Genomic DNA, 26411 nt, shown 5'->3' with positions numbered 1-26411 from the left:
TGTGAAGTCGCTGGGAGGCGGAGGAATATATGAGCGGATTGGTCATGCCGGAGCCGGATGCGGGCGTCTTGCAAAGACGGGCTAGCATCGTTGCCGACTTGCGCAATATCGTGCCGGGTGAAGGCGTTGTCGATACTGTTAATGCGATGCGTGTGTTTGAAAGCGATGGGCTGACAGCACATCGTTCTCTGCCGCTGGTCGTTGTCCTGCCCGAAACCGTCGATCAAGTCTCAGACGTTCTGCGCTATTGTCATGACAATGGTATTCGCGTGGTGCCGCGCGGAGCTGGCACATCGCTGTCCGGCGGTTCGATGCCGCTGGCTGATGCTGTGCTTCTCGGCATGTCCCGCTTCAATCGTATTCTCGAAATCGATTATCCCAATCGCGTTGCAGTCGTACAGCCGGGGGTAACGAATCTCGGCATTACAAAGGCTGTTGAGCATGAAGGTTTTTACTATGCGCCTGATCCATCCTCGCAGATTGCCTGCTCGATAGGCGGAAATGTTGCGGAGAATGCTGGTGGCGTGCATTGCCTGAAATATGGGCTCACCGCCAATAACGTGCTTGGCATCGAAATGGTGCTGATAACTGGTGAAGTCCTGCGCCTTGGCGGCAAGCATCTTGATAGCGAAGGTTATGATCTGCTGGGGCTGATGACCGGCTCGGAAGGTCTGCTTGGAGTGGTGACGGAAATCACCGTTCGTATTCTGCAGAAGCCCGAAACCGCGCGTGCTGTCATGGTCGGCTTTCCATCGAGTGAGCAGGCGGGGCAATGCGTCGCCGATATTATCGGCGCTGGGATCATTCCGGGTGGCATGGAAATGATGGATAGGCCTGCCATTCGTGCAGCTGAAGACTTTGTTCGTGTTGGCTATCCGCTCGATGTAGAGGCACTGCTGATCGTCGAACTCGATGGGCCGCCGATTGAAGTTGACCATTTGATCGGAGCGGTCGAGAGCATTGCGCTTAAGAATGGTTCGACCACCTGCATTCTTTCGCAGTCGGAAGAACAGCGGCTGGCTTTCTGGGCGGGCCGTAAAGCTGCTTTCCCGGCGGTGGGGCGTATTTCGCCGGACTATCTCTGTATGGATGGGACCATTCCACGCAAAGAACTGCCGCGTGTTTTGTCCGGAATGCGCGAGTTATCCGAAAAATACGGGCTTCGGGTCGCCAATGTGTTTCATGCGGGTGATGGCAATCTGCATCCGCTCATCCTCTATGATGCAAATATTCCCGGAGAGCTGGAGGCTGCTGAAGATTTCGGCGCCGATATCTTACGTCTTTGCGTGAAGGTTGGCGGCGTGCTGACGGGCGAGCATGGCGTGGGTATCGAAAAGCGCGATCTTATGCCGGAGATGTTCAACGAAATAGATCTCGACCAGCAGATGCGTGTGAAATGTGCGTTTGATGCCAAGCACCTGCTCAATCCCGGCAAGGTCTTTCCGCAATTGCGCCGCTGTGCCGAGCTTGGTCGTATGCATGTGCATCGCGGCGAGCTGGCCTTCCCCGACCTTCCGCGTTTCTGATCTGTGGTTATGAAAATGACTGATGCTAAAACCTTAATACCGCAGGATGAATCGGACGTCGTCGAAGCGGTCCAGTGGGCACTCGGCACGTCAACGCCGCTGGAGATTATCGGCAACGGGTCAAAGCGTGGAATAGGTCGCCCAGTGCAGGCTGGGCATGTTCTGGATGTGTCGCAGCTTTCAGGCATAACACTCTATGAGCCAGATGAGCTGGTGCTGTCAGCGAAGGCTGGCACACCCGTTTCTGAAATTGAAAAACTGCTGGCGGCAAGCCACCAATGCTTTCATTTTGAACCGATGGATTATGGTCCGCTGCTTGGCGGTGAAGCAGGTCGCGGCACAATTGGGGGTGTGTTGGCTGCCAATCTGTCGGGGCCGCGTCGGTTGAAGGCGGGCGCTGCGCGCGATCATACCCTGGGCGTGCGGGTGGTTTCGGGTCGGGGTGAATTGTTTAAATCCGGTGGGCGTGTCGTCAAGAATGTCACCGGTTACGATCTTTCCAAAGGCATGGCCAACTCCTGGGGTACGCTGGGTGTGGCAACCGAAGTTACATTCAAGGTTCTGCCCAAGCCTGAGACTTCTGTGACGCTTGCTGTTCGCGGGCTGGATGACGAGCAGGCTGCTCGCGTCATGGCTATGGCGATGGGATCGCGCGAGGAAGTGGCATCGAGCGCTCATTTGCCGCCCACTGTCGCCAATCGCTTTCTCGACGGCAAGCTCGGCTGGGAAGCCGCAACCATTCTGAGGCTGGAAGGTTTTGCGCCGTCTGTCGCACATCGAAGCGGGCAATTACAGGCTCTACTTAACCGGGCAGGCGCAATCGACGTGATTGATGAGCCTCAATCGACACAGCTCTGGACAGAAGTTCGCGATGTGCTGCCCTATGCGCAGGCTGGTGATACTCGTGTGGTCTGGCGTGTTTCAATGGCACCGTTGCAAGGCTGGCGTATGATTGATGAGTTTCGCCGCCATGCAGGCGTCGATGCCTATTATGATTGGCAAGGTGGTTTGATCTGGATGCGGATGGAAGCCGAGCCGGAAGCAGGCACGCTGCGGAAGCTAATCGCTAAATATGGCGGCGGTCATGCAACGCTGATACGCGCACCGGAATTTGTGCGAGCCAACATGGACGTATTTGAGCCGCAACCGACAGCGCTTGCAGCACTTTCACAGAGGCTGAAACATCAGTTTGATCCGGATAACATTCTTAATCCGGGACGTATGTATCCTGAGCAGGCGGGAGCGTGAGCCATGCAGACCCATTTCAGCCCCGAACAATTGCTCGATCCGGGTGTGAGCGAAGCAGATAAAATCCTGCGTAAATGCGTGCATTGCGGTTTCTGCACGGCGACCTGCCCGACCTATGTGACGCTTGGTAATGAACTCGATAGTCCACGCGGACGCATTTATCTTATCAAGGATATGCTCGAAAACGGACGTCCGGCGGATGAAGAAGTCGTGCGCCACGTTGATCGCTGTCTATCGTGCCTTTCCTGCATGACGACCTGTCCATCGGGCGTCAATTATATGCATCTGGTCGATCATGCGCGCGCGCATATCGAAAAGACCTACAAGCGTCCATTCATGAACCGCTTACTGCGCGGGGTGCTGGCGCAGGTTCTGCCCTATCCGGGCCGGTTTCGGATGGCACTCAAGCTCGCCAAACTCGGGCGACCATTTGCTCCGCTTATGCGGAAAAACGCGAGCCTGAAGCCTATCGCAGCCATGCTGGAACTCGCACCGCAAAGTCTTCCCGCCAAAGCTGATCCTCTACCAATAAGTGTGGCCAAGGGCGAAAAGCGCGGGCGTGTTGCGATCCTGAATGGCTGCGCGCAACCTGTGCTTAACCCCGGCATCAATGCCGCGACACTGAGATTGCTCAATCGGTTTGGCATTGAAGTGGTGGCACCAAAGGATGAAGGCTGCTGTGGTTCGCTGGTTCACCACATGGGGCGCGAAGAGCAGGCGCTCGATCAGGCCCGGCACAATGTCGATGTCTGGACGCGGGAGATTGAGACGGGCGGTCTCGATGCGATTATCGTGACAGCGTCGGGCTGCGGAACGACGATCAAGGATTACGGTTACATGCTGCGGCTCGACCCAGCCTATAAGGATAAAGCTGCGCTCGTATCATCGCTTGCCAAGGATATTACCGAATATCTGACGACCATCGAACTGCCGCAAGCCGAAGAACCGAACGTGCTGACGGTTGCCTATCATTCGGCTTGCTCCATGCAGCATGGCCAGAAGATTGTGCGTCAACCGAAAGACCTGCTTTCAAAAGCGGGTTTCACGGTGAAAGAGCCACTGGAAGGACATCTCTGCTGCGGTTCGGCGGGCACCTATAATATTATGCAGCCGGAGATCGCGGCCAAACTTCGCGATCGCAAGGTCAGGAATATTGAGGCGACCGGAGCCGATCTGATTGCGACCGGCAATATTGGTTGTATGACGCAGATCGCAACAGGCAGTAAGCTGCCGATTGTGCACACGATTGAATTGCTGGACTGGGCCTATGGCGGGCCAAAGCCCGTTGTGCTTTCAGGTTCCAGCCTTCACTGACCGGGCATGTTTGAGCGGAAAGCCCTTGAAGCTTTTCGTTTCTTTCAGCACGAAAGTTGTCTGCATTTCCTTGATGCGGGGCAGGCGGCGCAGCGTGGACATTGCAAAATCCGCATAGGTATCGAGATCGTGCGATACGACTTGCAGCAGAAAGTCGGCGTCACCGGCGATGCTGTAACAGGTGATGACTTCATCAAGGCTCATCAGTTCAGCCGCAAATTGCTCGGCTTCCGCTTCACTGTGACTATCGATTTTGATGCGGACGAAAGCCAGAACGCCAAGTCCAATTGCCTTGCGATCCAGCGTGGCGCGATAACCCTGTATCACGCCATCTTCCTCCAGTTTGCGAACTTTGCGCCAACTTGGAGAAGTGGACATGCCGGCCTGATCCGCGAGAGCCTGATTTGTGAGGCGACCGTCATCCTGCAAGGCTTCGAGAATCCTGATGTCAGATGTATCGAGTGTGTTCATATAGATTTACCTCAGAATCGACTATTTCTGGTAATATCTACCATAAATCTATGTAAGGCGGGACAGATAGGCAGGATTAACCTCGTGATGCGGTGTATTTCTCGGTAAGAGATTTCTGTTTCAGGAGCCGTCATGCACGAAGATCTGCGTCTCGCCATTATTGTTAATCCAGAACTGCCGCTGGGACTGCTCGCCAATACAGTTGGCGCGATTTCGATTGGGCTGGGTGCGAAGCTGCCCTTCATTGCCGCCCGACAGCTGGTCGATAAAACGGGCGTCGCAATCGACATCAGCTCGGATCGTCCGGTGCCAATCCTTCAGGCTGATGCGGAAACTATTCGGGCCATCGCATTAAAAGCAGCAGGCTTTGAAGAGCGGCAGGCTGTTGTGGCCTTCCCTTCCTTTGCGCGTTCGCTGCATGTTTATGCGGAATATGAAGCGGCGTTTCCTGAAAGGGAACTTGCTACCGAGGTGATTGACGGGCTGGGAATTGCAGGCCCATCAAAATGGGTGCGCTCGCTAACGGGCAGCTTGAAACTGCTGCGATAGAGCATTTCGAACGTTTCAGCTTTAATGCGAAATGCTCTATCTTTTGTTTGTGCGCATGTCTTTGCCCCAAAACCGGCTCCCACTTTTGGGAGACATGCTGTAAAAAAAGCCCGGAGAAAAACTCCGGGCTTTTCAATTCCATTAAACCACCGAGAACGTCGCAGGGTTCGGTCCGATGCGACCGTCTGTCTTGTCCAGCTTGGTGATTGCATCATGGTCGGTGCCATTGAGGCTGAAGTCGAATACTTCGAAGTTTTCCTTGATGCGTGCTGGCGTAACCGACTTTGGAATAACGATATTGCCGGTTTCGATATGCCAGCGCAGGATAACCTGAGCGACTGACTTACCGTGCTTTTCAGCAATCGTTTTCAGCGTCGGGTTTTCAAGAATAGTGCCCTGTCCAAGCGGACTCCAGGCCTCGGTTGCGATGTTGTGCTTGCTGTGGAACAGGCGCAGTTCATCCTGCTGGAATTGCGGGTGCAGTTCGATCTGGTTGAGAACCGGAACAACGTCGCTTTCCTTGAGAATGCGTTCAAGATCAGCGGTGCGGAAGTTCGACACGCCGATCGATTTCGCACGTCCTTCTTCCTTGATCTTGATGAAAGCGCGCCATGTTTCCATGAAAAGGTCTTTGGATGGGAGCGGCCAATGGATCAGATAAAGATCAACATAGTCCGTGCCGAGCTTCTTAAGGCTTTCGTCAAAAGCTTTGAGAGTTGACTCATAACCCTGTTCTTTGTTCCAGAGCTTGGTCGTCAGGTAAATATCGCCACGCGCGATGCCGGACTCGTTGATTGCCTTGCCGGTGCCTTCTTCGTTGCCATAAATGGCAGCCGTATCGATATGCCGGTAGCCCACCTTCAGCGCTTCGCTGACGGCTGAGATGGCTTCATCATTGCCCACCTGCCAGACACCATAACCGAGCTGCGGAATGTGATTGCCGTCGTTCAGTTTTACCGCCGGTACGGTCATGTTAAGTCCTTCCCTCTTACATATATTCTCGTCATTTTGCTTCCACAGCATATGGGTGTTCGCATGAAAAGTGAAAGACCTTTCGTCTGCCTTTGTGCGTTAAGGCGGACGCTTTTCCTATAAAAACGTCAAAAGTTTCAATTCGATGACAAAAAGCCGCCGTCGCTTGTTTGCAACGGCGGCCTGAACTGACCTCGAATGAAGGGTTTGCGGTGGCACCCGTCAGCGAACGACGACGTGGGTGCCCACAGGAACACGACCATAGAGGTCGGTCACATCTTCGTTACGCATACGGAAACAGCCGGAAGACATGGCTTTACCGATGGTCCAGGGCTGATTGGTGCCGTGAATGCGGTACAGCGTGGAACCGAGATAAAGTGCGCGAGCGCCAAGAGGATTGTTGATGCCACCCTTCATCTGCGCTGGCAGGATGCGGCCCTTTTTGCGTTCGCGCGCGATCATTTCCTTTGGCGGTGTCCAGGTCGGCCATTCCGCTTTGCGGCTCACGCGCTGTGTGCCCTTCCAGCCAAACCCCTGCTTGCCGACGCCAATGCCATAGCGGCGGGCCTGACCGTTGCCTTCAACGAGATAAAGAAAGCGCTTGTTTGTATCGATGACCAGAGTTCCCGGCTTTTCACCGCCGCTATACGATACGACTTGCGGCAGGAACATTGGGTCGAGCTGCTGCTTCTTGCGGACCACTTTTGCCGGATTGTCAGCAGGGCGCTGCTGGCTCACGCTCTGATAACGTGCCTTCGGTGGCTGCTTTTGCCGGACAATGGTGCGCTTTTGCGGTTGTGCTGCATCAAGTGTTGGCAAGACACGGACCGCCGGTCCATTGAGCTGGGCGATCCAGCGCTGCGATGTTTGATTGTCGACGCGAACCGGTGGTTGAGTCGCGTAACGATCATTGGCAAAAGCCATGCTGGTGGTCACAATGGAAACGGCGATTGCCGCAAGTGAACCGATCAAAAGCAGATGACGTGGTTGCATAAGCCAAATCCGTCTGTTTTGCGTCCTGCATTCACGCTGACGCTGTTACCCATCGCACTCCTGACAGCTCCTGTCAGGAGAACGGCCCCGAATTTCATGGGCCCATTGTGCCGGGCAATGGAATCATAAAGGTAAATTTTGCTGCGTGTCGGGCTCTGACTCATCGCAAATTAAAGTTGTGGTTAGCAGCAAGTTGCGCGACATGATTAAAAATCGATAAAAGTCTGGAGACCAGAAATGAGCGATACGGTGCAGGAAAAGACTGGCTTGATCGTCAATGCAGACGGCAAAATGCGCTGTTTCTGGCCGGGCGAACTCCCGGATTATATTGCCTATCACGACAATGAATGGGGCGTTCCGGTTACAAACGATCATCGCCTGTTTGAGAAAATTTGCCTTGAAGGTTTCCAGTCGGGTCTGTCCTGGCTGACGATTTTGCGCAAGCGTGAAAATTTCCGTGCGGCTTTTGACGGTTTCGATTTTCATCGTGTCGCGCTTTATGACGACAAGGATATTGAACGTCTGCTCGCTGATAAGGGCATCGTCCGTCACCGGGGCAAAATCGTTTCCACCATCAACAATGCCAAACGTGCCATCGAGCTTGTGAAAGAAAAAGGTTCACTGGCTGCTTATTTCTGGTCGTTTGAACCGGGTGCAGAGGATCGTCCGCAGGTTGTGGATTATCCGACCTTGTCCGCTAATCCGACCACAGCGACCTCAACGCGTATTTCCAAAGATCTCAAAAAACGCGGCTGGTCTTTTGTCGGGCCAACGACTGTTTATGCCTTCATGCAGGCCATGGGGCTGGTCAACGATCATATTGAAGGCTGTCATTGCCGCCCGAACATTGAAAAACTTCGTCAGGATTTGAAGCGGCCGCAATAAACAGTGCATTCCGAAAAGTGTGAATCGGTTTTCGGATAAGATGCGCGATAAAACTAAGAATTATCGCGCTGATTGCGCCGGATTCGGTTTTCTGTCACAACCACCGGGTTTCGTTCTGAGCCTTGTTTCAGGAGTGAGGAAGATGGATCTGACGTCGCTTGCAGTCTTTGCCGGAATTTTGATGGTTGCAGCTGGCACGTCGGGTCCAAACATTGGTGCGCTGGTAGCCCGTGTGATCAGCCGCGGCCATAAGGGCGTTTTTCCATTCATGCTCGGTCTCTGGATTGGCGATGCCGTCTGGTTGTCGCTCGCTGTCTGGGGGCTTTCAACCCTGGCGCAGAATTTCCACACGGTCTTTCTCGTGCTTAAATATGGTGGCCTCGTCTATCTGGCCTATCTCGCCTGGAAAATGTGGTTTGCGCCTGTCAGCGATCTTATCAATGAAGAAATCATCCCGCGCCGCAATGAGGCTGGTGGTCTTTTCCTGAGCGCGCTGGCAATCACGCTCGGCAATCCGAAGATCATGGTTTTCTATGTTGCCATCCTGCCGACCGTGATTGATCTCACCGGCGTTTCGATCCTTGGCTGGGGCGAATTGCTGCTGGTTATGTTCATGGTTCTGGCCGTTGTCTATAATGCTTGGGTGCTGCTGGCCGTGCAGGCACGCCGCTTTTTGCGCACCCCGCGCATGGTCAAGATCGCCAATCGCACATGCGCCGGAATGATGGCTGGCGTGGCCGTTGCCATCGCCACGCGCTGATCGCGCTTTTTAAAGCTCTTCCTGCACTTGCCGCACCCGGTTTGATGCGTTAGGAAACCGGCAACGGATTTGCCGGATTTTCCGGCGCAACATGAACAAAATCAGCGATCAGGCAGGAAAAATGGCCGATAAAGCGGACAAGATGAAGGCGCGGTTGCCGCGCGGATTTGTCGATCGGGTGCCGGATGATCTGCGCGCCACCGAAAAGATGACGGCGACCATCCGCGAAGTCTACGACCTCTATGGTTTTGAGCCGGTGGAAACGCCGCTCATCGAATATACCGATGCGCTCGGAAAGTTCCTGCCGGATCAGGATCGCCCGAATGAAGGTGTGTTCTCGTTTCAGGACGACGACGAGCAGTGGCTGTCGCTTCGCTACGATCTGACTGCGCCGCTGGCGCGGTTCGTGGCTGAAAACTACGAAAGCCTGCCAAAACCTTATCGCAGCTATCGCAACGGTTGGGTTTTCCGTAACGAAAAGCCGGGTCCAGGTCGTTTCCGCCAGTTTATGCAGTTCGATGCCGATACGGTTGGCGCGCCAAATGTCTCGGCTGATGCTGAAATGTGCATGATGATGGCCGACACGGTTGAACGCCTTGGCATTGCGCGCGGCGATTATGTGATCCGCGTCAACAACCGCAAGGTTCTCGACGGCGTGCTCGAAGCCATTGGCCTTGAAGGCGATGCGAATGCTGGCAAGCGGCTCAATGTTCTTCGTGCCATCGACAAGCTCGACAAGTTTGGCGCTGACGGCGTTCGTCTTCTGCTGGGCAAAGGCCGTCTTGACGAAAGCGGTGATTTCACCAAGGGCGCTGAACTGTCCGATGCGGCCGTGGAAAAGGTTCTGGCCTTCACCGCTGCGGGTGGTGCAACCGGTGCTGAAACCATTGCCAATCTGCAGGCCGTTGTTGCTGGCAACGCCAAGGGCGAAGAAGGCGTGAAAGAGCTTGCCGATATGGAAGCTCTGTTTGACGCTGGTGGCTATGAAGGTCGCGTGAAGATCGATCCTTCGGTCGTGCGTGGTCTCGAATATTACACCGGCCCTGTATTTGAAGCCGAGCTTCTTTTCGATGTCACTAATGAAGATGGCCAGAAGGTTGTGTTCGGTTCGGTTGGCGGCGGCGGTCGTTATGACGGTCTGGTTTCGCGCTTCCGTGGCGAGCCGGTTCCGGCAACGGGCTTCTCCATCGGCGTTTCGCGCCTGATGACAGCGCTGAAAAACCTCGGCAAGCTTGATGTGTCCGACGTGGTTGGCCCGGTCGTCGTGCTGGTCATGGACAAGGATGCGCAGAGCCTGGGTGGCTATCAGAAGATGGTTTCTCAGCTGCGTCAGGCAGGCATCCGCGCTGAAATGTATGTCGGCGGTTCCGGCATGAAAGCGCAGATGAAATATGCTGACCGTCGCGATGCGCCATGCGTGATCATTCAGGGTTCGCAGGAGCGTGAGGCTGGCGAAGTTCAGATCAAGGATCTGATTGAAGGCAAGCGCATTTCTGCCGAGATCGAAGACAATGCGACCTGGCGCGAAAGCCGCCCGGCGCAGGTCACGGTCAAGGAAGAGGGTATCGTTGCGGCAGTGCGCGAAATCCTTGAAGCGCAAGCTCGCGATCGCGCACAGCAGGCGAAGTGACGGATAACATGGCAGGTCAACGCACATCTTTAGTCTTCACGACGCTTCGCGGGCAGCTTGGTGCCAGCGAGGCTGAGCTTGTCGATATTCCGCTGATCCAACCTGCCGATCCGTTTCTGGATATGGCGGGCGAAGATTTGCGCCGCCGTATCTTTCTCACTGAAAATGAAAATGGCGACAGCCTTTGCCTGCGTCCGGAATTTACCATTCCGGTCTGCCGCAATCATATTGCGCTGAATGCTGCAACACCGAAGCGTTATGCCTATCTCGGTGAAGTGTTCCGCCAGCGTCGCGATGGCGCGGCTGAGTTTCTTCAGGCAGGCATCGAGGATTTGGGTGCAACCGACGAAGCGGCATCGGACGCGCGTTCGATTGCCGATGCGCTGGGCTGTGTTCATGCCGCGGCTCCCAATGCCAAGCTTGAAATCGTGCTGGGCGATCAGTCCGTTTTTGCAGGTATGTTGAAGGCCCTGGGTCTTCCGCAAGGGTGGCGCAAGAAGCTGCTGCGTGCCTTTGGCGATGCCCATACGATGGAAGCAGCTTTTGCCGAGCTGACTGGCGAGCAGCGCACTGACCCGTTGCCGGAACATCTGGCTGGATTGGTTGCCGAAGGTGACGAGGCAGGGCTGGCACGTATGCTGGAAGCAGAAATGCTCGAAGCTGGCATGTCGCCGGGCGCGGGACGTACGCCTGCGGAAATCGCCCGTCGCCTCATTGAAAAAGAAGATCTGGCTGCGGCCCGTTTCCCTTCATCTGCGCTTGATGTGTTGAAGCGTTTTCTTTCTACCCGCGTTTCGCTTGAAGCTGCCACCATTACGCTGCGGGCTTTTGCGGCTGACAATGCGCTTGATCTGAGCGTTGTTCTGCAAAAGTTTGAAGCGCGCACGGATGCGATTATCGCCGCCGGTATTCATGCCGAAGATATTGTCTACGATGCGTCTTTCGGACGTCCGCTCGATTACTATACGGGGCTCGTTTATGAAATCCGGCAGGCAGGCGGCGACAAGGATATGGTGCTGGCCGGTGGCGGTCGTTACGACCGGCTGTTGACTATGCTCGGTGCATCCGAAAACATTCCGGGCGTTGGTTTTTCAATCTGGCTCGACCGGCTTGAGGCGCTGAGCGGAGAACAATCATGACTGTAACGCTCGCACTTCCGTCCAAAGGACGGCTGAAAGAGCAGACGCTCGCCGTGCTGGAAAAGGCCGGATACAAGGTTATTCTGCCTGATGACTCACGCAATTACCGTGCGCGGGTTGAAGGCGAGAACGATCTCGACATTCTGTTTTTGTCGGCGTCCGAAATCGCGCGCGAACTTGGCTATGGTAGCGTTGATCTGGGCGTTACCGGAGAAGACCTGATCCGTGAAACGCTTGCTCATGCCGATGAGCGCGTGGCGATTGAAGCAGAGCTTGGCTTTGGCCATGCTGACGTTGTGGTTGCTGTGCCTGAAGTCTGGCGCGATGTGACGACCATGGCCGACCTTGATGATGTCGCTGCCGATTTCCGCCAGCGTCATGGTCGCCGTCTGCGTATTGCCACGAAATACTGGCGTCTGACGCAGCAGTTCTTCTCGCAGAAGCACGGTATTCAAGTCTATCGCATCGTTGAAAGTCTGGGCGCGACCGAAGGCGCGCCTGCGGCGGGATCGGCAGATATGATCGTTGATATTACATCGACCGGTTCGACGCTCAAAGCCAATCAGCTCAAAGTGCTTGAAGATGGGATTATCCTGCGCTCGCAGGCTTGTCTCGTTTCAGCTCGTCGCAGCGATCAGAATAACCGCGTTCAGGATGTGATTGCCCGTATCCGTAAGGGTCTTGCAGGCTAACAATATAATATTGAATTTAAAAAGCCGGTCTGAATTTCAGACCGGCTTTTTTGTGTTTAGAGCGTTTCAGTTTTGATTGAATCGTAGAAAACGCTCTAAATATTTGTTTTACGCGCATCTTGTCCCGAAAACCGCTTCGCACTTTTCGGGATGCGCTCTAGATTTTAGGCTTGCTGCCAATCAAGCCGTAATAGGCGATGTAGATGTAGCAGATGATCGGCATCAGAAATGCCAGATGAATGCCCACTTTATCTGCGAGAGCACCCTGAATAAGCGGGATGATCGCACCACCCACAATGGCCAGACACAGAATACCCGAACCCTGACTGGTATGCTTGCCAAGACCATGCAGAGCCAGACTGAAGATCGTCGGGAACATGATCGAGTTGAAGAGACCGATTGCCAGAACCGACCACATGGCAACATGGCCTGTGGTGGCAACGGTGATGAGCAGTAAAATAATAGCCATGAGCGCATTGAAAGCCAGCGCCTTACCGTCATCGATATAACGCATGGCAGCTGCACCGATGAAGCGTCCGAGCATGGCGCCGCCCCAGAAATAGGAAACGTAGTGCGCAGCCTCAGACTCCGCCAAACCCGCAACATTTGGATCGTTGAGGAAGTTGACGAGGAAGCTGCCGACACTGACCTCAGCGCCGACATAAACGAACAGGCCGATAGAGCCCAAGACCAGATGGCGATACTGCCAGGCGGAACCATCTTCCTTTGTGAGAGCCGCGGTTTCTTCTTCCTGAACATCCGGGAGTTTCAGGATTGCAAAAACGATTGCGAGAACCGCGAAAGCCAGCGCAAGAAGAAGATAAGGAAACTGAACCGCATCCGCTTGCGCAGAGCTTGCAGCATCACTGGTTGCTGCGGACAGGATCAGGAGTGCACCAAAGGACGGCGCGACGGTTGTGCCGAGTGAATTGAAAGCCTGTGTCAGTGTCAAACGGCTGGCGGCTGTTTCAGGTGCGCCCAGAATGGTGACATAGGGATTTGCAGCCACCTGAAGAATGGTGACGCCCGAAGCCAGCACGAAAAGCGCACCGAGAAACAGTTCGTAAACGCGATAGGATGCTGCCGGAATGAACAGCGCACAGCCGATGGCTGCAATCACCAGACCCGTTACGATGCCCCATTTATAGGAGATGCGTTTGACAAGTGCGCCAGCAGGTAGCGAGACGATGAAGTAAGCACCAAAGAAGCAGAACTGGATCAGCATCGACTGGAAGTAGTTGAGCTGAAAGACGCCTTTAAGATGCGGGATCAGGATGTCGTTGAGACAAGTGATGAAGCCCCACATGAAGAAGAGCATGGTGAGGCTGGCAAGTGCAAAGCTGTAATTGTTGCCCGTATGGGCATCAGCTCGAGGCTGACTGTTCGTTGCGGGTGAAACGGCCATTTTTTCTCTACAAGCTAAGTTATGAGACACGTCTGGGAGGACGATATGTCTTTCCAAAATTAAAATAGGCGGTTGCAATATCTTACAAGATCGTGCGGTGCAATCTTTGCGAGCTCTAAGTAACAGTTCTGTGTCTGGATAAAGCGGATACTAAAAAAGCCGTGCTGATAAAGCACGGCTTTTCAAAGTCAGGCATTAGAGCGGGAATTAGCCGCGCTTTGCATCGATTGAGATCGAACCTGCACCCTGCAGGGCGAGAAGGATCAGACCGCCAGCAATTGCGAGGTTCTTCTGTGCCATCAGTGCGTTCATGCCTTCAGCGAAGTTCATGTGCGCGACAAGCGTTGCGCCGATGGTGAACAGGGCCACGATTGCAGCAGCAATACGGGTCTGGAAGCCAACGAGAATGGCGAGGCCGCCGACGAACTCAACCAGACCAACCAGAACGGCGGTTACAGTTGGAACCGGGAGGCCGAGACCAGCGAAGTAGCCGGCAGTACCGGAAATTGCTGTCAGCTTGGCGAAGCCAGCGAGAATGAACAGGATCGAAAGAAAGACGCGTGCGACGAGCGTGGCCAGGCCGTTGCTCTGAGGAGTGATAGACGACATCAGGGGAATCTCCAATTAAACTGAGCAACCCAATACCTACTCTACACTGTCAAGAAAAGATAGATATTGCTCGACAGTTTGTTCACTAATTGCGCACAATCAATCTGGAGCGATCATTTTTTCTGCACGCACAAGCCGGTCATAATCTTCCTCAGAGACATGGCCGCTCTTCAATGCTTCTTCGCGCAAGGTCGTGCCGTTCTTATGTGCGGTCTTTGCGATCTTGGCAGCATTGTCGTAGCCGATAGCGGGCGCCAAAGCGGTTACGAGCATCAGTGAACGCTCGAGAAGGTCCTTGATGCGGTCTTCATTGGCCTCAATGCCTTCCACGCAATTGTCTGCAAATGAGACCATGGCATCGCTTAGGATGCGGATCGACTGCAGTACATTATAGGCAATGACCGGCTTGAAGACATTAAGCTCAAAATGTCCCTGGCTTGCAGCAACGGTTACCGTGGTCTGATTGCCGAAGACCTGTGTTGCCACCATGGTCAGAGCTTCAGCCTGCGTCGGATTAACCTTGCCCGGCATGATCGACGAGCCGGGTTCATTTTCCGGCAGCGACAACTCGCCAAGACCAGAACGTGGACCCGAGCCAAGGAAGCGAATGTCGTTGGCGATTTTGAAAAGATCAGCGGCGAGCGCGTTGAGGCTGCCATGGAAGTTTGCAAGCGCACCGTGACTTGCAAGCGCCTCAAACTTGTTTGGCGCGGTTTTGAAGCTGAGGCCAGTGATTTCGCTCACGGCATCGGCAAAGCCGGTATCGAAGCCTTTTGGCGCGTTGAGACCCGTACCAACCGCCGTGCCGCCCTGTGCCAGCAGGAACACGTCAGCAAGCGACTGTTCAATGCGATGGCGCGCATATTCCAGCGCTGCGCGATAGCCGGAGAATTCCTGCCCAAGCGTAACCGGCGTCGCATCCTGCGTATGCGTGCGGCCAATCTTGATAATGTGCTCGAACGCTACTTCCTTATCCTTGAGCGCTTTGGTGAGGTGTGCCAGAGCAGGATAGAGGCGTTGAACAGTTTCAACTGCCGTTGCGATATGGATTGCAGTCGGAAAAGTGTCATTCGACGACTGGGCCATATTGACGTGGTCATTCGGATGCACTGGCTTTTTCGAGCCAAGTTCGCCGCCCAGAAGCTCAATCGCGCGGTTGGAAATAACCTCGTTGGCATTCATGTTTGACTGCGTACCAGAGCCCGTCTGCCAGACAACAAGCGGGAAATGATCGTCGAGCTTGCCTTCAATCACCTCGGATGCAGCAACGGCGATGACCTGTCCCAGAACCGGATCAAGCTTGCCGAGAGCAATATTGGTTTCAGCTGCTGCGCGCTTGACGACGCCCAATGCATGAACCAGAGGCAAGGGCATACGCTCCCCGCCGATCTTGAAGTTTTGCAAAGAACGCTGTGTTTGCGCGCCCCAGTAACGGTCGGCGGCAACATCAATCGGTCCGAAAGTATCTGTTTCGGTACGCGTGGCAGTCATCTTCAGTCTCCGGCTTGTTTCAGGCGGGAGAAATGCCCGCCCGTAGAATCGAGAATAACAGCATTGCTGGATTATTGGCTATGGAATGCTTGCACAGCAAAGCCCTAGCTCTCAATCATTTGATAAAATATGAATATAAAAGTCAAATTTTATCGAGCGCAATAAGCGTTCCAGGTTTAGTTATCCTCGTTGTCGTCATCGCCGTCGTCGGTTTCTGAAATCCATCCGGTCGGCTCAACCTTTTGCTGGGTTTTGCTGTCGGTGAATATCCACCAGCCGGTGTCAGTTTCATCCCAATCACCACCACCGGCTTTCAGCTTATCGAGCGAACGATATTGGCCAACCGATTCATTGCGCTGATCGTCATCATCGATCCAGACCACAGTGACTTTGCGTCCGTCTTTCGGCGCAGTGGCTATCGGCAGTTCTTTGCGCATATGATTATCCATCCCATTATCAGTTCAGATAATCATAGGGCGGAAAAGCGGTGCGACAAGCCGCGGTTCCCAGCGTTTGCGAAGTTCCGCGGCTCGTCGCGAACGATTAGCCGAGGCGTGCGGCTTTCAAGGCATGGCCCCACCATACCAGCTGGTCCAGCATGTTCTTGGCGGCTTCCGCCAGATGCGGGAAATCATCCAGCGTGTTCTCTTTCTTGACCACTGCAAGGTAGTCCGGGAACAGAATATGGACGCCAGTCTTGACCGACATGGATGACATCTCAACTGCGATCATCCGCAGCTGTTCGACAGCGCGAGCACCGCCAACGCCGCCATGGCCGACGAAGCCGATTGGCTTCTGAATCCAGTCACCATAATCGATAGCGTTTTTCAGAACCGCTGTTGGCGCATGGTTATATTCGGCAGCAGTCAGGATATAGGCGTCAAACTCGCGAAGCTTGGTTTTCCACTTGTCGGCGGTCTCCGCCTGTGCGGTGGTGGTTGCTGTGTCGCCATAAAAGCCCATTGGATAATCGGCCAGATCGAGGATTTCGACAGTGAATTCAGGGCGTGCGGCTGCGACCTTCGCAATCCATTCCGCCGATACTGGTGAGAAACGCTGTTCACGGGTGCTGCCGACGATCACTGCAACTTTTAGCTTGCTCATAGATATATCCTTTTTAGTGGTAACCAATGGAGACTAACGCTATACCGGTGACTGGATAAGGCGCAAGGAGGCACTTTTATGAAACCCGGTGACTTCAAGGAAACCAGTGCTTGCAGGGCTGTGACCGATATTTTGTCGCGCGTTGGCGATAAGTGGACGGTTTTGGTTGTGAGTTATCTTGGCAATGGTCCAATGCGATTTAATGAAATCCGCCGCACAGTTGATGGTATTTCACAGAAAATGCTGACGACAACGCTACGAAATCTCGAGCGCGACGGGTTTGTATCCAGAACTGTTTTTCCGACTATTCCGCCGAAGGTGGAATATGAACTGACGGAAATGGGGCGCGATCTTCTCAAGCCGGTCCGAGGTTTGGGGGAGTGGGCAATTGCCAATGAGACGCAGGTCATGATGGCGCGGGCGCGTTATGACGCGCGTGCGTCGGGCCGCGACTATAGTCAGGCTGAAGCTGCAGAATGAGCGGTCGATAAGCCTATAGTGCAAAAGTGGAAAGGCAGGCTCGCGCCTGCCTTTCCTGTTGCCTGAGACAGGACTTCCAAAGTGCGGGGGCAAACAGGAAGTCCATCTCGTATCGATAGCGATTGACCATGAAAACTGCAGAATGTAAATCAGAAAATGCTAAAATAACCGCAGCTTCCTTAGTAAAGCCCGCGATAGGTAAATTTTCTATAAATCACAAAGAGTTACACAATGTAAGAAAAGCAATCGAATACTGCTTTTCTCCCAATTTTATACCTTAAATCTTGTTCATCACATGCTGTGTGAAGAAGTGCTGAATTTTAAAACAGGCATAAAAAAACCTCCGGCCAAGACCGGAGGTTTTTCTTTTACAAGCCGTATTGTCGCGGTCGCACAGGCGAAGTCGCCTGTGCTGCGCAATACTCGGATGGATTTCTTAGAAATCCATGCCGCCCATGCCGCCCATACCACCAGGCATGCCAGCAGGAGCTGCATCCTTCTTAGGCAGTTCAGCGATCATGGCTTCGGTGGTGATCAGGAGACCAGCAACCGATGCTGCGTTCTGCAGAGCGGTACGAACCACCTTAACCGGATCAACAACGCCAGCCTTGATCAGGTCGCCGAATTCGCCATTGGCAGTGTTGTAGCCATAGGTGTCCGAGCCGTTTTCAAGGATCTTGCCAACGATAACCGAAGCTTCTTCACCAGCATTGGTCGTGATCTGGCGAGCAGGAGCCTGCAGAGCGCGACGAACGATGTTGATGCCAGCTTCCTGGTCAGGGTTTGCACCCTTTGCAACGATCTGCGACGAAGCGCGGAGCAGAGCGGTACCACCACCAGCAACGATACCTTCTTCAACCGCAGCGCGGGTTGCGTTCAGGGCGTCGTCAACGCGGTCCTTCTTTTCCTTAACTTCGATTTCAGTTGCACCGCCAACGCGGATAACTGCAACGCCGCCAGCGAGCTTGGCAAGGCGTTCCTGAAGCTTTTCGCGGTCGTAGTCAGAAGTGGTTTCTTCAACCTGCTGCTTGATCTGCGAAACGCGCGCGTCGATTTCAGCCTTCTGGCCTGCACCGTCAACGATCGTGGTGTTTTCCTTGGTGATCGAAACTTTCTTCGCACGGCCGAGCATGTCGAGCGTAACGGTTTCAAGCTTGATGCCGAGATCTTCGGAGATAACCTGACCGCCGGTGAGGATCGCGATGTCTTCGAGCATTGCCTTGCGGCGATCGCCGAAGCCAGGAGCCTTAACAGCAGCAATCTTCAGACCGCCACGCAGCTTGTTGACAACGAGCGTTGCGAGAGCTTCGCCTTCAACGTCTTCAGCGATGATGACGAGTGGCTTTGAGGTCTGAACAACAGCTTCGAGCACTGGCAGAAGAGCCTGCAGGTTCGAAAGCTTCTTTTCGTGCAGAAGGATGTATGCGTCTTCGAGATCAGCAACCATCTTGTCTGGGTTGGTGACGAAGTATGGCGACAGGTAGCCGCGGTCGAACTGCATGCCTTCAACGACTTCGAGTTCGGTTTCAGCGGTCTTGGCTTCTTCAACCGTGATCACGCCTTCGTTGCCGACTTTCTGCATCGCTTCAGCGATCATCTTGCCGATTTCGGCTTCGCCGTTAGCGGAGATGGTGCCAACCTGAGCAACTTCTTCCGAAGTGTTGATCTTCTTGGCCTTGCCGAGAAGGTTTGCAACAACTTCAGTCACAGCCAAGTCGATACCGCGCTTCAGGTCCATCGGGTTCATGCCGGCAGCAACAGCTTTTGCGCCTTCCTGAACGATAGCCTGACCGAGAACGGTCGCAGTGGTCGTGCCGTCACCAGCAGTGTCGTTGGTCTTGGAAGCAACTTCGCGCAACATCTGTGCGCCCATGTTTTCGAACTTGTCTTCGAGTTCGATTTCCTTGGCGACCGATACGCCGTCCTTGGTGATGCGCGGAGCGCCGAAGGACTTGTCGATAACGACGTTACGACCCTTTGGGCCGAGCGTTACCTTAACAGCGTCAGCGAGGATATCGACGCCGCGCAGCATCTTTTCGCGCGCAGTGCGACCGAACTTTACGTCTTTTGCAGCCATTTTACTCTCCTGGGAAATGTCCCGGTCAGATTATGGTGAATTGAAATTCAGGCGGTAACTAATCTCTGGCTTCGCCGATACCGGCGCGAGCCCGAAAAATTAGCCAACGATGCCCAGAATGTCGGATTCTTTCATGATCAGCAGGTCTTCGCCACCGATCTTGACTTCTGTGCCCGACCACTTGCCGAACAGAACCTTGTCGCCAGCCTTAACTTCGAGAGCGATCAGCTTGCCTGCTTCGTCACGAGCGCCAGCGCCAACAGCGACGATTTCGCCTTCCTGTGGCTTTTCTTTAGCGGTGTCAGGGATGATGATCCCGCCAGCGGTCTTAGCTTCCGATTCAACGCGACGAACGACGACGCGGTCATGAAGCGGGCGGAACTTGATATCAGCCATGGTATAACCCTTGGTGTTATAGACGTTGAACCCTGTTAACGGATCGAGCCGATCCGCGCTTGTTAGCACTCCGTCTGTCCGAGTGCTAACGTGCCAAAGAGATAGAACTGGCCCTATTCTTTGTCAAGGATCGTTGCCGTTTTTTGACAGAGCAGAAAATAAATTCTGCATATAAGGCTGCCAAAGGCATGGGCGTGCTGTTGCCCGGAATGTGGGGACTATACAGGTGCCTGGCAAGGCGGGCAGGAAAATAAGCACCTTAGGCTGGTTATGTTCAGGAAATGGCGGGCTTGGTTAACGGCGTCTGATCGGCAGAAAGACCTAATCGTTGGAACACAATGCGTTCATCCGGGCGTCCATTTGGACGCAGACTGGCTCAAGCGTGGTGACAGATCAGGCTCATTCTTGTAGAGGAAACCGCAGGATGCCTGAGACGCATCTTCACCAAAGTCGACCATTTGCTTGATAATGGCACGGTCGGGCTCCTTATTTTACCGGTATCGGCCGGACCAGCATACTAGAGGATAGTGATGAAACTGCCTGAGCGCCTAGACGATCTGACGGACGGATATGATGCGATCTTCTGTGATGTCTGGGGTGTATTGCACAATGGCGAAGTTGCATTTGCGCCTGCCGTCGAGGCTTTGAAGCGCGCACGCGCCAAGGGCATAACGGTTATTCTCGTAACCAATGCGCCACGTCCGTTCGGCAGCGTTATTGCACAGATGACGTTGCTCGGTGTTCCGGAAGATGCCTATGACCGTGTTGTCACCTCGGGTGATGTGACCCGTGATCTCATTATTGAAGGTCCGCGCAAGGTCTTTCATATCGGCAGCGAACGTGAGCTGGCGATTTATGAAGGTCTGGATGTCGAGCTGGTTGAAGAGTTCGAAGCTTCGGGTGTTGTCTGTACTGGTCTTTATGACGATGAAACCGAGACGCCAGAAAATTACGTTGAACTGCTGCAACGCCTTCGTTCGCGCAATCTGCCTTTCATCTGTGCAAACCCGGATATCATGGTTGAGCGCGGTCCGCGCCTGATCTGGTGTGCTGGCGCGCTGGCGCGTGATTACGGTCAGCTTGGCGGTCGCACGCTGATTGCAGGCAAACCGCATCGTCCGATCTATGAAGCTGCTTCAAAGGCGGTTGAAGAAATTCGTGGCGCACCTGTTGAAAAGTCCCGTATTCTCGGTATCGGCGACGGCGTGTTGACCGACGTGAAGGGGGCCGCTGATTACGGCCTCGATGTGCTCTATATTTCCGGTGGTGTCCATGCAGCGGATTACGCTGCTGACGGGAATGTTGACTTCGACAGAATGAATGCATTCCTGCAAAAGCATGGCCATGCGCCAATCGCCTCGCTTTACGCACTCGTCTAACATCCGCTTCGAGAATCTGCTTCGACCATGACAAAACCTGCTTTTCAGCGCCTTTCCGGAACGGATGCATTGCCGCTCACATTGCGTAATTGCGTTGTAGCGATCGGCAATTTTGATGGTGTCCATCGTGGCCATCAGGCCGTGCTGGAGCGCGCGCTGGAAATTGCCGAGCGGGATGGGTTGCCTGCGGTTGTTCTGACTTTTGAGCCGCATCCGCGCAGCTTCTTCAAGCCGAACGAGCCTGTTGAGCGCCTGACCGATGCCGTAGAAAAGGCCGAGATTCTTCGGCTTATGGGTTTCGACGCTGTGGTCGAGCAGCCGTTCACGGCAGATTTTTCTGCGCAATCGGCTGAAGATTTCGTGCGCAATATCCTGGTCGAGCGATTGCACGCCAATTGCGTTGTCACGGGGTATGACTTCCATTTTGGCAAGGGCCGCCGTGGTACACCGGAATTCCTTGTGGAGGCCGGAAAGTCATCGGGCTTCAGTGTTTCTCTGGTGGATGCATTCAGCGACGAGGGAGGCAATGTTGTTTCCTCCACGCGCATTCGAGCGCTGCTGTGCGAGGGCGAAGTTGCTGAAGCCGCAGGTCTTCTCGGCTATCGCTATCGTGTCAGCGGTGAGGTCATTCACGGCAAGAAGCTTGGTCGTACACTTGGCTTTCCAACCGCCAATATGACAATCGATGACCATGTGAGCATGAAACACGGCATTTATGCTGTGCGCTTCCGCAGGGCGGATGGCAGTTTGCATGACGGTGTCGCAAGTTTTGGCCGTCGCCCCACTGTCGACAGTGATGGCAAGCCATTGCTTGAAACCTTTGTCTTTGATTTTTCCGGCGACCTTTATGGCGAAGTCGCTGAAGTTTCTTTCTTTGGGTATCTGCGCGGTGAAATTAAGTTCGACGGTCTCGATCCGCTGATCGTTCAGATGAAACGGGATGAAGAAGAAGCGCGTGCGATTCTGGTGGGAGCACAACCGATATCCGCACTGGATCGTCTTCTGTCCTTTCCAGCTTAGCCATTCGGACGGAGCTCCCTCACAGTGGATTTCCACTTCTGAGAGTCATGTTGCGAAAAACCTGTAGTGATTTCTACTTAAGATTTAAGTTTAATTTTACATATTCCGTTCAAACAGTGTTAAATACCCCCAAAGTTTCCGGGGCGCTGTTTATCGGAGTTTCATGTGACGCGTATCTCCCTTGCCTTTATTACAGGCGCCGCATTGTTCGTGGGTTCGTTCTCGGCCGTTGCTGCGGATATGCAGCAGACAGACGTTTATGCTGCAGAACCAGCCAAGCCGGCTCGCAAGTATTTCTGGTCCGGCGACTGGTATCTCAAGGTGGGTGCCGCTGGTCTGGTTGCTCCGAAGTTCGAAGGTTCCAACAAGTATAAGTTTTCAGCACAGCCGCTGATTTCGCTTGGCCGTCAGGGCGAGGCAGAGCGTTTTTCGTCGCGCAATGACAATGTCTCTTTTGCATTCATAGATCAGGATCGCTTCCGCGTTGGTGCTGTCGGCAAGCTGATGTTTGAGCGCGACACCAAGATTGATGGTCTTCATGAAACCAAATTCGGCGGTGAAGCCGGTGGTTTTGTTGATGTCTATCCGACTGACTGGCTGCGTGTCCGTGGTGAAGTGCGCCATGGTATCCGCGCACATAAGGGCGTTGTGGCTGATGTTGCTGCCGATGCGTTCTATGACGTGACGCCTGTGGTCCGCGTTTCGGCTGGTCCGCGTGCGACCTTCGCTTCCAAGGATTACTTCAAGACCTATTATGGCGTAACGGCTGAAGAAGCTGTTGCATCGGGTGTGAAGGAATATCGTCCGGGCGGCGGTTGGGAATCGGTCGGTGTTGGCGGTGCCATCACCTGGAAGGCAACCGACAAGATCGATACAAGCCTGTTTGGCGAATATAGCCGTCTTCAGGGTCCGGCAAAGGATTCGAGCATCGTGAAGCAGCACGGTTCGCCGAACCAGTTTATGGTATGGTTGGCGTATCCGCGACCTATCGTTTCGATTTCTCGCTCGACTGATAAAATCCGGTCAATCTGTAAAGTTTTCGGAGGCAGGGCTGCAAGTTTATTGCGCCCTGCCTCTTTATTCCTGTGAAGGTCATTGCTAAAAGCGTGCCCATGATGACGGATTTTCGGCACATCGGCACGGCTATACGAATTATTGGCCCGGCCTTCCTCTAAGCCTTGATGGCGCTGCTTTTAAGCGGCGCATGGCAGGAAGGTCCGGGAGCGACCGGCTGTGCCTCGCAGCCTCCTGAGTTTTCCCGGCTGCGTTTGGCAGCCTCCTGAACGTTCAAAGCATATTCCCCTCGTATCAAAACATGCGGGAATGACAGGCAAGCGTAAAATGACCGACAAGATCGATTATTCCAAAACCCTCAATCTACCGCAGACCGAATTCCCGATGCGCGCAGGCCTGCCGCAACGCGAGCCGCTTTTTGTGCAGCGCTGGGAGGAAATGAACCTCTATAAAAAGCTGCGCGAAGACGCAAAGGACCGCCCGCTTTACGTGCTGCATGACGGCCCGCCATACGCAAACGGCAATATCCATATCGGCCATGCGCTGAACAAGATCCTCAAGGACGTCATCACCCGTTCGTTCCAGATGCGTGGTTTCAACTCGAACTATGTTCCGGGCTGGGATTGCCACGGCCTGCCGATCGAGTGGAAGATCGAAGAAAAATACCGCGCACAGGGCAAGAACAAGGACGAAGTCGCAATCAACGAATTCCGCAAGGAATGCCGTGAGTTTGCGGCTGGCTGGATCAAGGTTCAGTCGGAAGAGTTCAAGCGTCTTGCTATCTGCGGCGATTTTGAAAACCCATACACGACCATGAACTTCCATGCGGAAGCGCGGATCGCGGGCGAACTCCTGAAGTTTGCTGCAAGCGGCCAGCTTTATCGCGGCTCGAAGCCGGTCATGTGGTCGGTTGTCGAACGTACGGCATTGGCTGAAGCCGAAGTCGAATATCACGACATTGAGTCGGATATGATCTGGGTGAAATTCCCGGTAGCTGGTGCAGGCGATCTTGCCGGTGCTTCTGTTGTTATCTGGACGACAACCCCTTGGACCATTCCGGGCAACCGTGCGGTGGCTTATTCCTCGCGCGTTTCTTATGGTCTGTACGAAGTTGTCGTTGCCGAGAACGATTTTGGTCCTCAGCCTGGCGAAAAGCTCGTCTTTGCTGACAAGCTTTCTGAAGAATGCGCCAAGAAGGCAAAGCTTGAGTTCAAGCGTCTGCGCGACGTGTCGGGCGAAGAACTTGCAAAGAACGTGCTTTCCCACCCGCTCAAGGGTTTCGGCGGCGGATATGAGTTTGTCGTGCCGCTGGTTTCCGGCGATCACGTCACTGACGATGCCGGTACGGGCTTTGTGCACACAGCACCTAGCCATGGTCGCGAAGACTTTGAAGCGTGGATGGACAATGCCCGCGAGCTGGAAGCGCGCGGAATTGATCCGAGCATTCCTTTCCCGGTTGGCGATGACGGTTACTACACCAAGGATGCGCCGGGCTTCGGTCCGGATCGCGACGGCGGTGCAGCGCGTGTTATCGATGATAACGGCAAGAAGGGTGATGCAAACGAGGCTGTCATCAAGCAGCTCATCGCGCATGACAAGCTTTTTGCACGCGGTCGTCTGAAGCATTCCTATCCGCATTCATGGCGCTCGAAGAAGCCGGTTATCTTCCGCAACACGCCGCAGTGGTTTGTCTATATGGACAAAAACCTCGGCGATGGCACCACGCTGCGCTCGCGCTCGCTCAAGGCCATTGAGGAAACCCGCTTCGTCCCAGCTGCCGGTCAGACCCGTCTGCGTTCGATGATCGAAGGCCGCCCGGACTGGGTGCTTTCGCGTCAGCGCGCCTGGGGCGTGCCGATCTGCGTGTTTGCTGATGAAGAAGGCAACATCCTGCAGGACGATGCCGTCAACAAGCGCATTCTCGAAGCTTTCGAGGCAGAAGGCGCTGATGCATGGTTTGCTGATGGTGCGCGTGAACGCTTCCTCGGTAGCCGCGCAAACGAGGGTTGGACGCAGGTTCGCGACATTCTCGACGTCTGGTTCGATTCTGGTTCGACGCATACTTTCACGCTGGAAGATCGTCCGGACATGAAGTGGCCTGCCGATGTTTATCTCGAAGGCTCTGACCAGCATCGGGGCTGGTTCCACTCGTCACTGCTGGAAAGCTGCGGAACGCGTGGCCGCGCGCCTTATAATGCCGTCGTTACTCATGGTTTCACCATGGATGAGAACGGCAAGAAGATGTCGAAATCGCTCGGCAACACTGTCACACCACAGGATGTGATCAAAGATTCGGGCGCCGATATTCTGCGTCTCTGGGTCATGACCACGGACTATTGGGAAGATCAGCGTCTGGGCAAAAACATCATCCAGACTAATATCGACGCTTATCGAAAGCTGCGTAACACGATCCGCTGGATGCTTGGCACGCTCGCCCATGATGAAGGCGAAACGCTGCCTCATGCCGATCTGCCGGAACTCGAACGCCTGATGCTGCATCGTCTGGCCGAACTCGATGAGGTTGTGCGCTCGGGTTACGACGCGTTTGACTTCAAGCGCATTGCCCGCGCATTGATCGACTTCATGAATGTCGAACTCTCGGCCTTCTACTTCGATATCCGCAAGGATGCGCTCTACTGTGATGCGCCGTCGAGTGTTCGCCGCAAGGCCGCCCTTCAGACAGTGCGTGAAATCTTCGTTCGCGTAACCACCTGGCTTGCGCCAATGCTACCTTTCACCACGGAAGAAGCCTGGCTTGATCGCTATCCGGAATCGGCTTCGGTGCATCTGGAGCAGTTCCGCAAGACGCCTGCTGAATGGCGCGATGATGTGCTTGCTGAAAAGTGGCGCAAGGTTCGCAACGTTCGCCGCGTTGTTACGGGCGCGCTGGAACTGGAACGCGCAGACAAGCGCATCGGTTCTTCGCTGGAAGCAGCGCCGGTCGTCCACATCACTGACAAGAGCCTTGCCGATTCGCTTGAAGGTCTGGATTTTGCTGAAATCTGCATCACCAGCGGCATCGCGCTTACGGATGCTGCAGCACCCGCTGAAGCTTTCACGCTTGATGATGTGAAGGGTGTTGCGGTTGTTCCTGTTCGTGCGGAAGGTGAGAAGTGCGCTCGTTCTTGGCGTTACACCACCGATGTCGGTTCGGACGCGGAATTCCCGGAAGTCTCGGCCCGTGATGCGGCTGCACTGCATGAATTGAAGGCGCTTGGACGGCTTTCAGCATAATAATCAAAGCCCGGACGCATCGC

Annotated in this window: 23 protein-coding genes and 1 pseudogene; 14 read left to right on the top strand and 10 right to left on the bottom strand. The window is 54.3% G+C overall.

All coding sequences use genetic code 11. The features are described from left to right. The first annotated feature begins 29 nt into the window (after positions 1-29). The 3 genes from CEV34_RS18180 to glcF are packed head-to-tail and all read left to right on the top strand — an operon-like array spanning position 30 to position 4088. Positions 30-1526 carry an FAD-linked oxidase C-terminal domain-containing protein gene (locus CEV34_RS18180; RefSeq protein WP_007878006.1) on the top strand — a complete coding sequence of 499 codons (1497 nt, stop codon included), beginning with the start codon at positions 30-32 and terminating at the stop codon, positions 1524-1526. A gap of 15 nt (positions 1527-1541) precedes the next feature. Further along, entirely contained in the window at positions 1542-2774 is a 1233-nt protein-coding gene (glcE, locus tag CEV34_RS18175; protein WP_007878012.1) for a glycolate oxidase subunit GlcE, read from the top strand. Between the two features lie 3 nt (positions 2775-2777). Continuing rightward, a complete protein-coding gene (gene glcF / locus CEV34_RS18170) occupies positions 2778-4088 on the top strand; it encodes a glycolate oxidase subunit GlcF (RefSeq protein ID WP_007878017.1) in 1311 nt (436 codons plus the stop codon). Here glcF and CEV34_RS18165 read toward each other — a convergent pair. After that, positions 4068-4559 (bottom strand): Lrp/AsnC family transcriptional regulator, encoded by a 492-nt coding sequence (locus CEV34_RS18165; RefSeq protein WP_007878019.1) that lies wholly within the window; start codon positions 4557-4559, stop codon positions 4068-4070. The genes glcF and CEV34_RS18165 overlap by 21 nt on opposite strands. 132 nt (positions 4560-4691) lie before the next feature. Between CEV34_RS18165 and CEV34_RS18160 the strand changes: the two genes are divergently transcribed. After that, positions 4692-5108 carry a DUF2000 domain-containing protein gene (locus tag CEV34_RS18160; protein ID WP_007878020.1) on the top strand — a complete coding sequence of 139 codons (417 nt, stop codon included), beginning with the start codon at positions 4692-4694 and terminating at the stop codon, positions 5106-5108. Positions 5109-5249: 141 nt separating this feature from the next. Here the strand turns inward: CEV34_RS18160 and CEV34_RS18155 are convergent, their stop codons facing one another. Beyond that, the gene (locus CEV34_RS18155) at positions 5250-6080 is read right to left on the bottom strand and encodes an aldo/keto reductase (protein WP_007878026.1); all 831 of its coding nucleotides are present in this window, start codon (positions 6078-6080) and stop codon (positions 5250-5252) included. Positions 6081-6302: 222 nt separating this feature from the next. After that, a complete protein-coding gene (locus CEV34_RS18150) occupies positions 6303-7073 on the bottom strand; it encodes a L,D-transpeptidase (protein ID WP_007878028.1) in 771 nt (256 codons plus the stop codon). A gap of 237 nt (positions 7074-7310) precedes the next feature. Here CEV34_RS18150 and CEV34_RS18145 point away from each other — a divergent pair, with 237 nt between their 5' ends. The 5 genes from CEV34_RS18145 to hisG all read left to right on the top strand — a co-directional run bounded on the left by CEV34_RS18145 (position 7311) and on the right by hisG (position 12179). After that, on the top strand, positions 7311-7958 hold the full coding sequence (locus CEV34_RS18145) for a DNA-3-methyladenine glycosylase I (protein ID WP_007878029.1): 648 nt from the start codon (positions 7311-7313) through the stop codon (positions 7956-7958). A gap of 142 nt (positions 7959-8100) precedes the next feature. Then, the gene (locus CEV34_RS18140; protein WP_039860490.1) at positions 8101-8718 is read left to right on the top strand and encodes a LysE family translocator; all 618 of its coding nucleotides are present in this window, start codon (positions 8101-8103) and stop codon (positions 8716-8718) included. Positions 8719-8839: 121 nt separating this feature from the next. After that, complete coding sequence (gene hisS, locus CEV34_RS18135; RefSeq protein ID WP_007878031.1) at positions 8840-10348, top strand: histidine--tRNA ligase; 1509 nt, start codon at positions 8840-8842, stop codon at positions 10346-10348. Between the two features lie 8 nt (positions 10349-10356). Continuing rightward, positions 10357-11487 carry an ATP phosphoribosyltransferase regulatory subunit gene (locus tag CEV34_RS18130; protein ID WP_094544209.1) on the top strand — a complete coding sequence of 377 codons (1131 nt, stop codon included), beginning with the start codon at positions 10357-10359 and terminating at the stop codon, positions 11485-11487. Further along, entirely contained in the window at positions 11484-12179 is a 696-nt protein-coding gene (gene hisG / locus CEV34_RS18125; protein ID WP_007878033.1) for an ATP phosphoribosyltransferase, read from the top strand. Before CEV34_RS18130 ends, hisG begins: the two co-directional genes overlap by 4 nt. Positions 12180-12336: 157 nt before the next feature. On the opposite strand, the gene CEV34_RS18120 is transcribed toward hisG, so the two are convergent. The 5 genes from CEV34_RS18120 to CEV34_RS18100 form a co-directional block, all read right to left on the bottom strand. After that, on the bottom strand, positions 12337-13584 hold the full coding sequence (locus tag CEV34_RS18120; protein ID WP_007878042.1) for a sugar MFS transporter: 1248 nt from the start codon (positions 13582-13584) through the stop codon (positions 12337-12339). A gap of 207 nt (positions 13585-13791) precedes the next feature. Next, the gene (locus CEV34_RS18115; protein WP_007878043.1) at positions 13792-14193 is read right to left on the bottom strand and encodes a DoxX family protein; all 402 of its coding nucleotides are present in this window, start codon (positions 14191-14193) and stop codon (positions 13792-13794) included. 99 nt (positions 14194-14292) lie between these two features. Continuing rightward, positions 14293-15684, bottom strand: coding sequence for a class II fumarate hydratase (gene fumC / locus CEV34_RS18110; protein WP_007878044.1), 1392 nt, complete (start codon positions 15682-15684; stop codon positions 14293-14295). 176 nt (positions 15685-15860) lie between these two features. Next, a complete protein-coding gene (locus tag CEV34_RS18105) occupies positions 15861-16121 on the bottom strand; it encodes a hypothetical protein (protein WP_007878045.1) in 261 nt (86 codons plus the stop codon). Between the two features lie 106 nt (positions 16122-16227). After that, the gene (locus CEV34_RS18100; RefSeq protein ID WP_007878049.1) at positions 16228-16788 is read right to left on the bottom strand and encodes an NADPH-dependent FMN reductase; all 561 of its coding nucleotides are present in this window, start codon (positions 16786-16788) and stop codon (positions 16228-16230) included. Between the two features lie 78 nt (positions 16789-16866). On the opposite strand from CEV34_RS18100, the gene CEV34_RS18095 reads away from it, so the two are divergent. Then, the gene (locus CEV34_RS18095; RefSeq protein ID WP_007878050.1) at positions 16867-17268 is read left to right on the top strand and encodes a winged helix-turn-helix transcriptional regulator; all 402 of its coding nucleotides are present in this window, start codon (positions 16867-16869) and stop codon (positions 17266-17268) included. 436 nt (positions 17269-17704) lie between these two features. Here CEV34_RS18095 and groL read toward each other — a convergent pair whose 3' ends face one another. Beyond that, positions 17705-19345, bottom strand: a complete 1641-nt coding sequence (gene groL / locus CEV34_RS18090) for a chaperonin GroEL (protein ID WP_007878053.1) — start codon at positions 19343-19345, stop codon at positions 17705-17707. 99 nt (positions 19346-19444) lie between these two features. Beyond that, on the bottom strand, positions 19445-19741 hold the full coding sequence (gene groES, locus CEV34_RS18085) for a co-chaperone GroES (RefSeq protein ID WP_006472506.1): 297 nt from the start codon (positions 19739-19741) through the stop codon (positions 19445-19447). Positions 19742-20271: 530 nt separating this feature from the next. Between groES and CEV34_RS18080 the strand changes: the two genes are divergently transcribed. The 4 genes and pseudogenes from CEV34_RS18080 (at position 20272) to ileS (ending at position 26388) form a co-directional block, all read left to right on the top strand. After that, a complete protein-coding gene (locus CEV34_RS18080) occupies positions 20272-21120 on the top strand; it encodes a TIGR01459 family HAD-type hydrolase (protein ID WP_039860498.1) in 849 nt (282 codons plus the stop codon). Positions 21121-21147: 27 nt separating this feature from the next. After that, on the top strand, positions 21148-22140 hold the full coding sequence (locus CEV34_RS18075) for a bifunctional riboflavin kinase/FAD synthetase (RefSeq protein WP_039860499.1): 993 nt from the start codon (positions 21148-21150) through the stop codon (positions 22138-22140). Between the two features lie 240 nt (positions 22141-22380). Further along, positions 22381-23153 (top strand): annotated as a pseudogene (locus CEV34_RS18070) (MipA/OmpV family protein). Positions 23154-23481: 328 nt separating this feature from the next. Beyond that, the gene (gene ileS, locus CEV34_RS18065) at positions 23482-26388 is read left to right on the top strand and encodes an isoleucine--tRNA ligase (protein WP_039860502.1); all 2907 of its coding nucleotides are present in this window, start codon (positions 23482-23484) and stop codon (positions 26386-26388) included. Positions 26389-26411 lie beyond the last annotated feature (23 nt).

This window comes from Brucella pseudogrignonensis, assembly GCF_002252525.1.
GTDB lineage: Bacteria > Pseudomonadota > Alphaproteobacteria > Rhizobiales > Rhizobiaceae > Brucella > Brucella pseudogrignonensis.
Note: the sequence above shows the minus strand (reverse complement) of the source record. Positions and strands in the feature narration are given on the sequence as shown.

Excerpts from the sequence above, each read along its gene's own strand:
- CEV34_RS18095 (WP_007878050.1), top strand. The coding sequence starts at position 16,867 with ATGAAACCCGGTGACTTCAAGGAAACCAGTGCTTGCAGGGCTGTGACC.
- hisS (WP_007878031.1), top strand. The coding sequence starts at position 8,840 with ATGGCCGATAAAGCGGACAAGATGAAGGCGCGGTTGCCGCGCGGATTT.
- CEV34_RS18155 (WP_007878026.1), bottom strand. The coding sequence starts at position 6,080 with ATGACCGTACCGGCGGTAAAACTGAACGACGGCAATCACATTCCGCAG.
- CEV34_RS18165 (WP_007878019.1), bottom strand. The coding sequence starts at position 4,559 with ATGAACACACTCGATACATCTGACATCAGGATTCTCGAAGCCTTGCAG.
- CEV34_RS18145 (WP_007878029.1), top strand. The coding sequence starts at position 7,311 with ATGAGCGATACGGTGCAGGAAAAGACTGGCTTGATCGTCAATGCAGAC.
- glcE (WP_007878012.1), top strand. The coding sequence starts at position 1,542 with ATGACTGATGCTAAAACCTTAATACCGCAGGATGAATCGGACGTCGTC.
- CEV34_RS18075 (WP_039860499.1), top strand. The coding sequence starts at position 21,148 with ATGACAAAACCTGCTTTTCAGCGCCTTTCCGGAACGGATGCATTGCCG.
- CEV34_RS18120 (WP_007878042.1), bottom strand. The coding sequence starts at position 13,584 with ATGGCCGTTTCACCCGCAACGAACAGTCAGCCTCGAGCTGATGCCCAT.
- CEV34_RS18150 (WP_007878028.1), bottom strand. The coding sequence starts at position 7,073 with ATGCAACCACGTCATCTGCTTTTGATCGGTTCACTTGCGGCAATCGCC.
- CEV34_RS18100 (WP_007878049.1), bottom strand. The coding sequence starts at position 16,788 with ATGAGCAAGCTAAAAGTTGCAGTGATCGTCGGCAGCACCCGTGAACAG.
- groES (WP_006472506.1), bottom strand. The coding sequence starts at position 19,741 with ATGGCTGATATCAAGTTCCGCCCGCTTCATGACCGCGTCGTCGTTCGT.
- fumC (WP_007878044.1), bottom strand. The coding sequence starts at position 15,684 with ATGACTGCCACGCGTACCGAAACAGATACTTTCGGACCGATTGATGTT.
- CEV34_RS18080 (WP_039860498.1), top strand. The coding sequence starts at position 20,272 with ATGAAACTGCCTGAGCGCCTAGACGATCTGACGGACGGATATGATGCG.
- hisG (WP_007878033.1), top strand. The coding sequence starts at position 11,484 with ATGACTGTAACGCTCGCACTTCCGTCCAAAGGACGGCTGAAAGAGCAG.
- CEV34_RS18160 (WP_007878020.1), top strand. The coding sequence starts at position 4,692 with ATGCACGAAGATCTGCGTCTCGCCATTATTGTTAATCCAGAACTGCCG.
- glcF (WP_007878017.1), top strand. The coding sequence starts at position 2,778 with ATGCAGACCCATTTCAGCCCCGAACAATTGCTCGATCCGGGTGTGAGC.
- CEV34_RS18140 (WP_039860490.1), top strand. The coding sequence starts at position 8,101 with ATGGATCTGACGTCGCTTGCAGTCTTTGCCGGAATTTTGATGGTTGCA.
- ileS (WP_039860502.1), top strand. The coding sequence starts at position 23,482 with ATGACCGACAAGATCGATTATTCCAAAACCCTCAATCTACCGCAGACC.
- CEV34_RS18115 (WP_007878043.1), bottom strand. The coding sequence starts at position 14,193 with ATGTCGTCTATCACTCCTCAGAGCAACGGCCTGGCCACGCTCGTCGCA.
- CEV34_RS18180 (WP_007878006.1), top strand. The coding sequence starts at position 30 with ATGAGCGGATTGGTCATGCCGGAGCCGGATGCGGGCGTCTTGCAAAGA.
- groL (WP_007878053.1), bottom strand. The coding sequence starts at position 19,345 with ATGGCTGCAAAAGACGTAAAGTTCGGTCGCACTGCGCGCGAAAAGATG.
- CEV34_RS18130 (WP_094544209.1), top strand. The coding sequence starts at position 10,357 with ATGGCAGGTCAACGCACATCTTTAGTCTTCACGACGCTTCGCGGGCAG.
- CEV34_RS18105 (WP_007878045.1), bottom strand. The coding sequence starts at position 16,121 with ATGCGCAAAGAACTGCCGATAGCCACTGCGCCGAAAGACGGACGCAAA.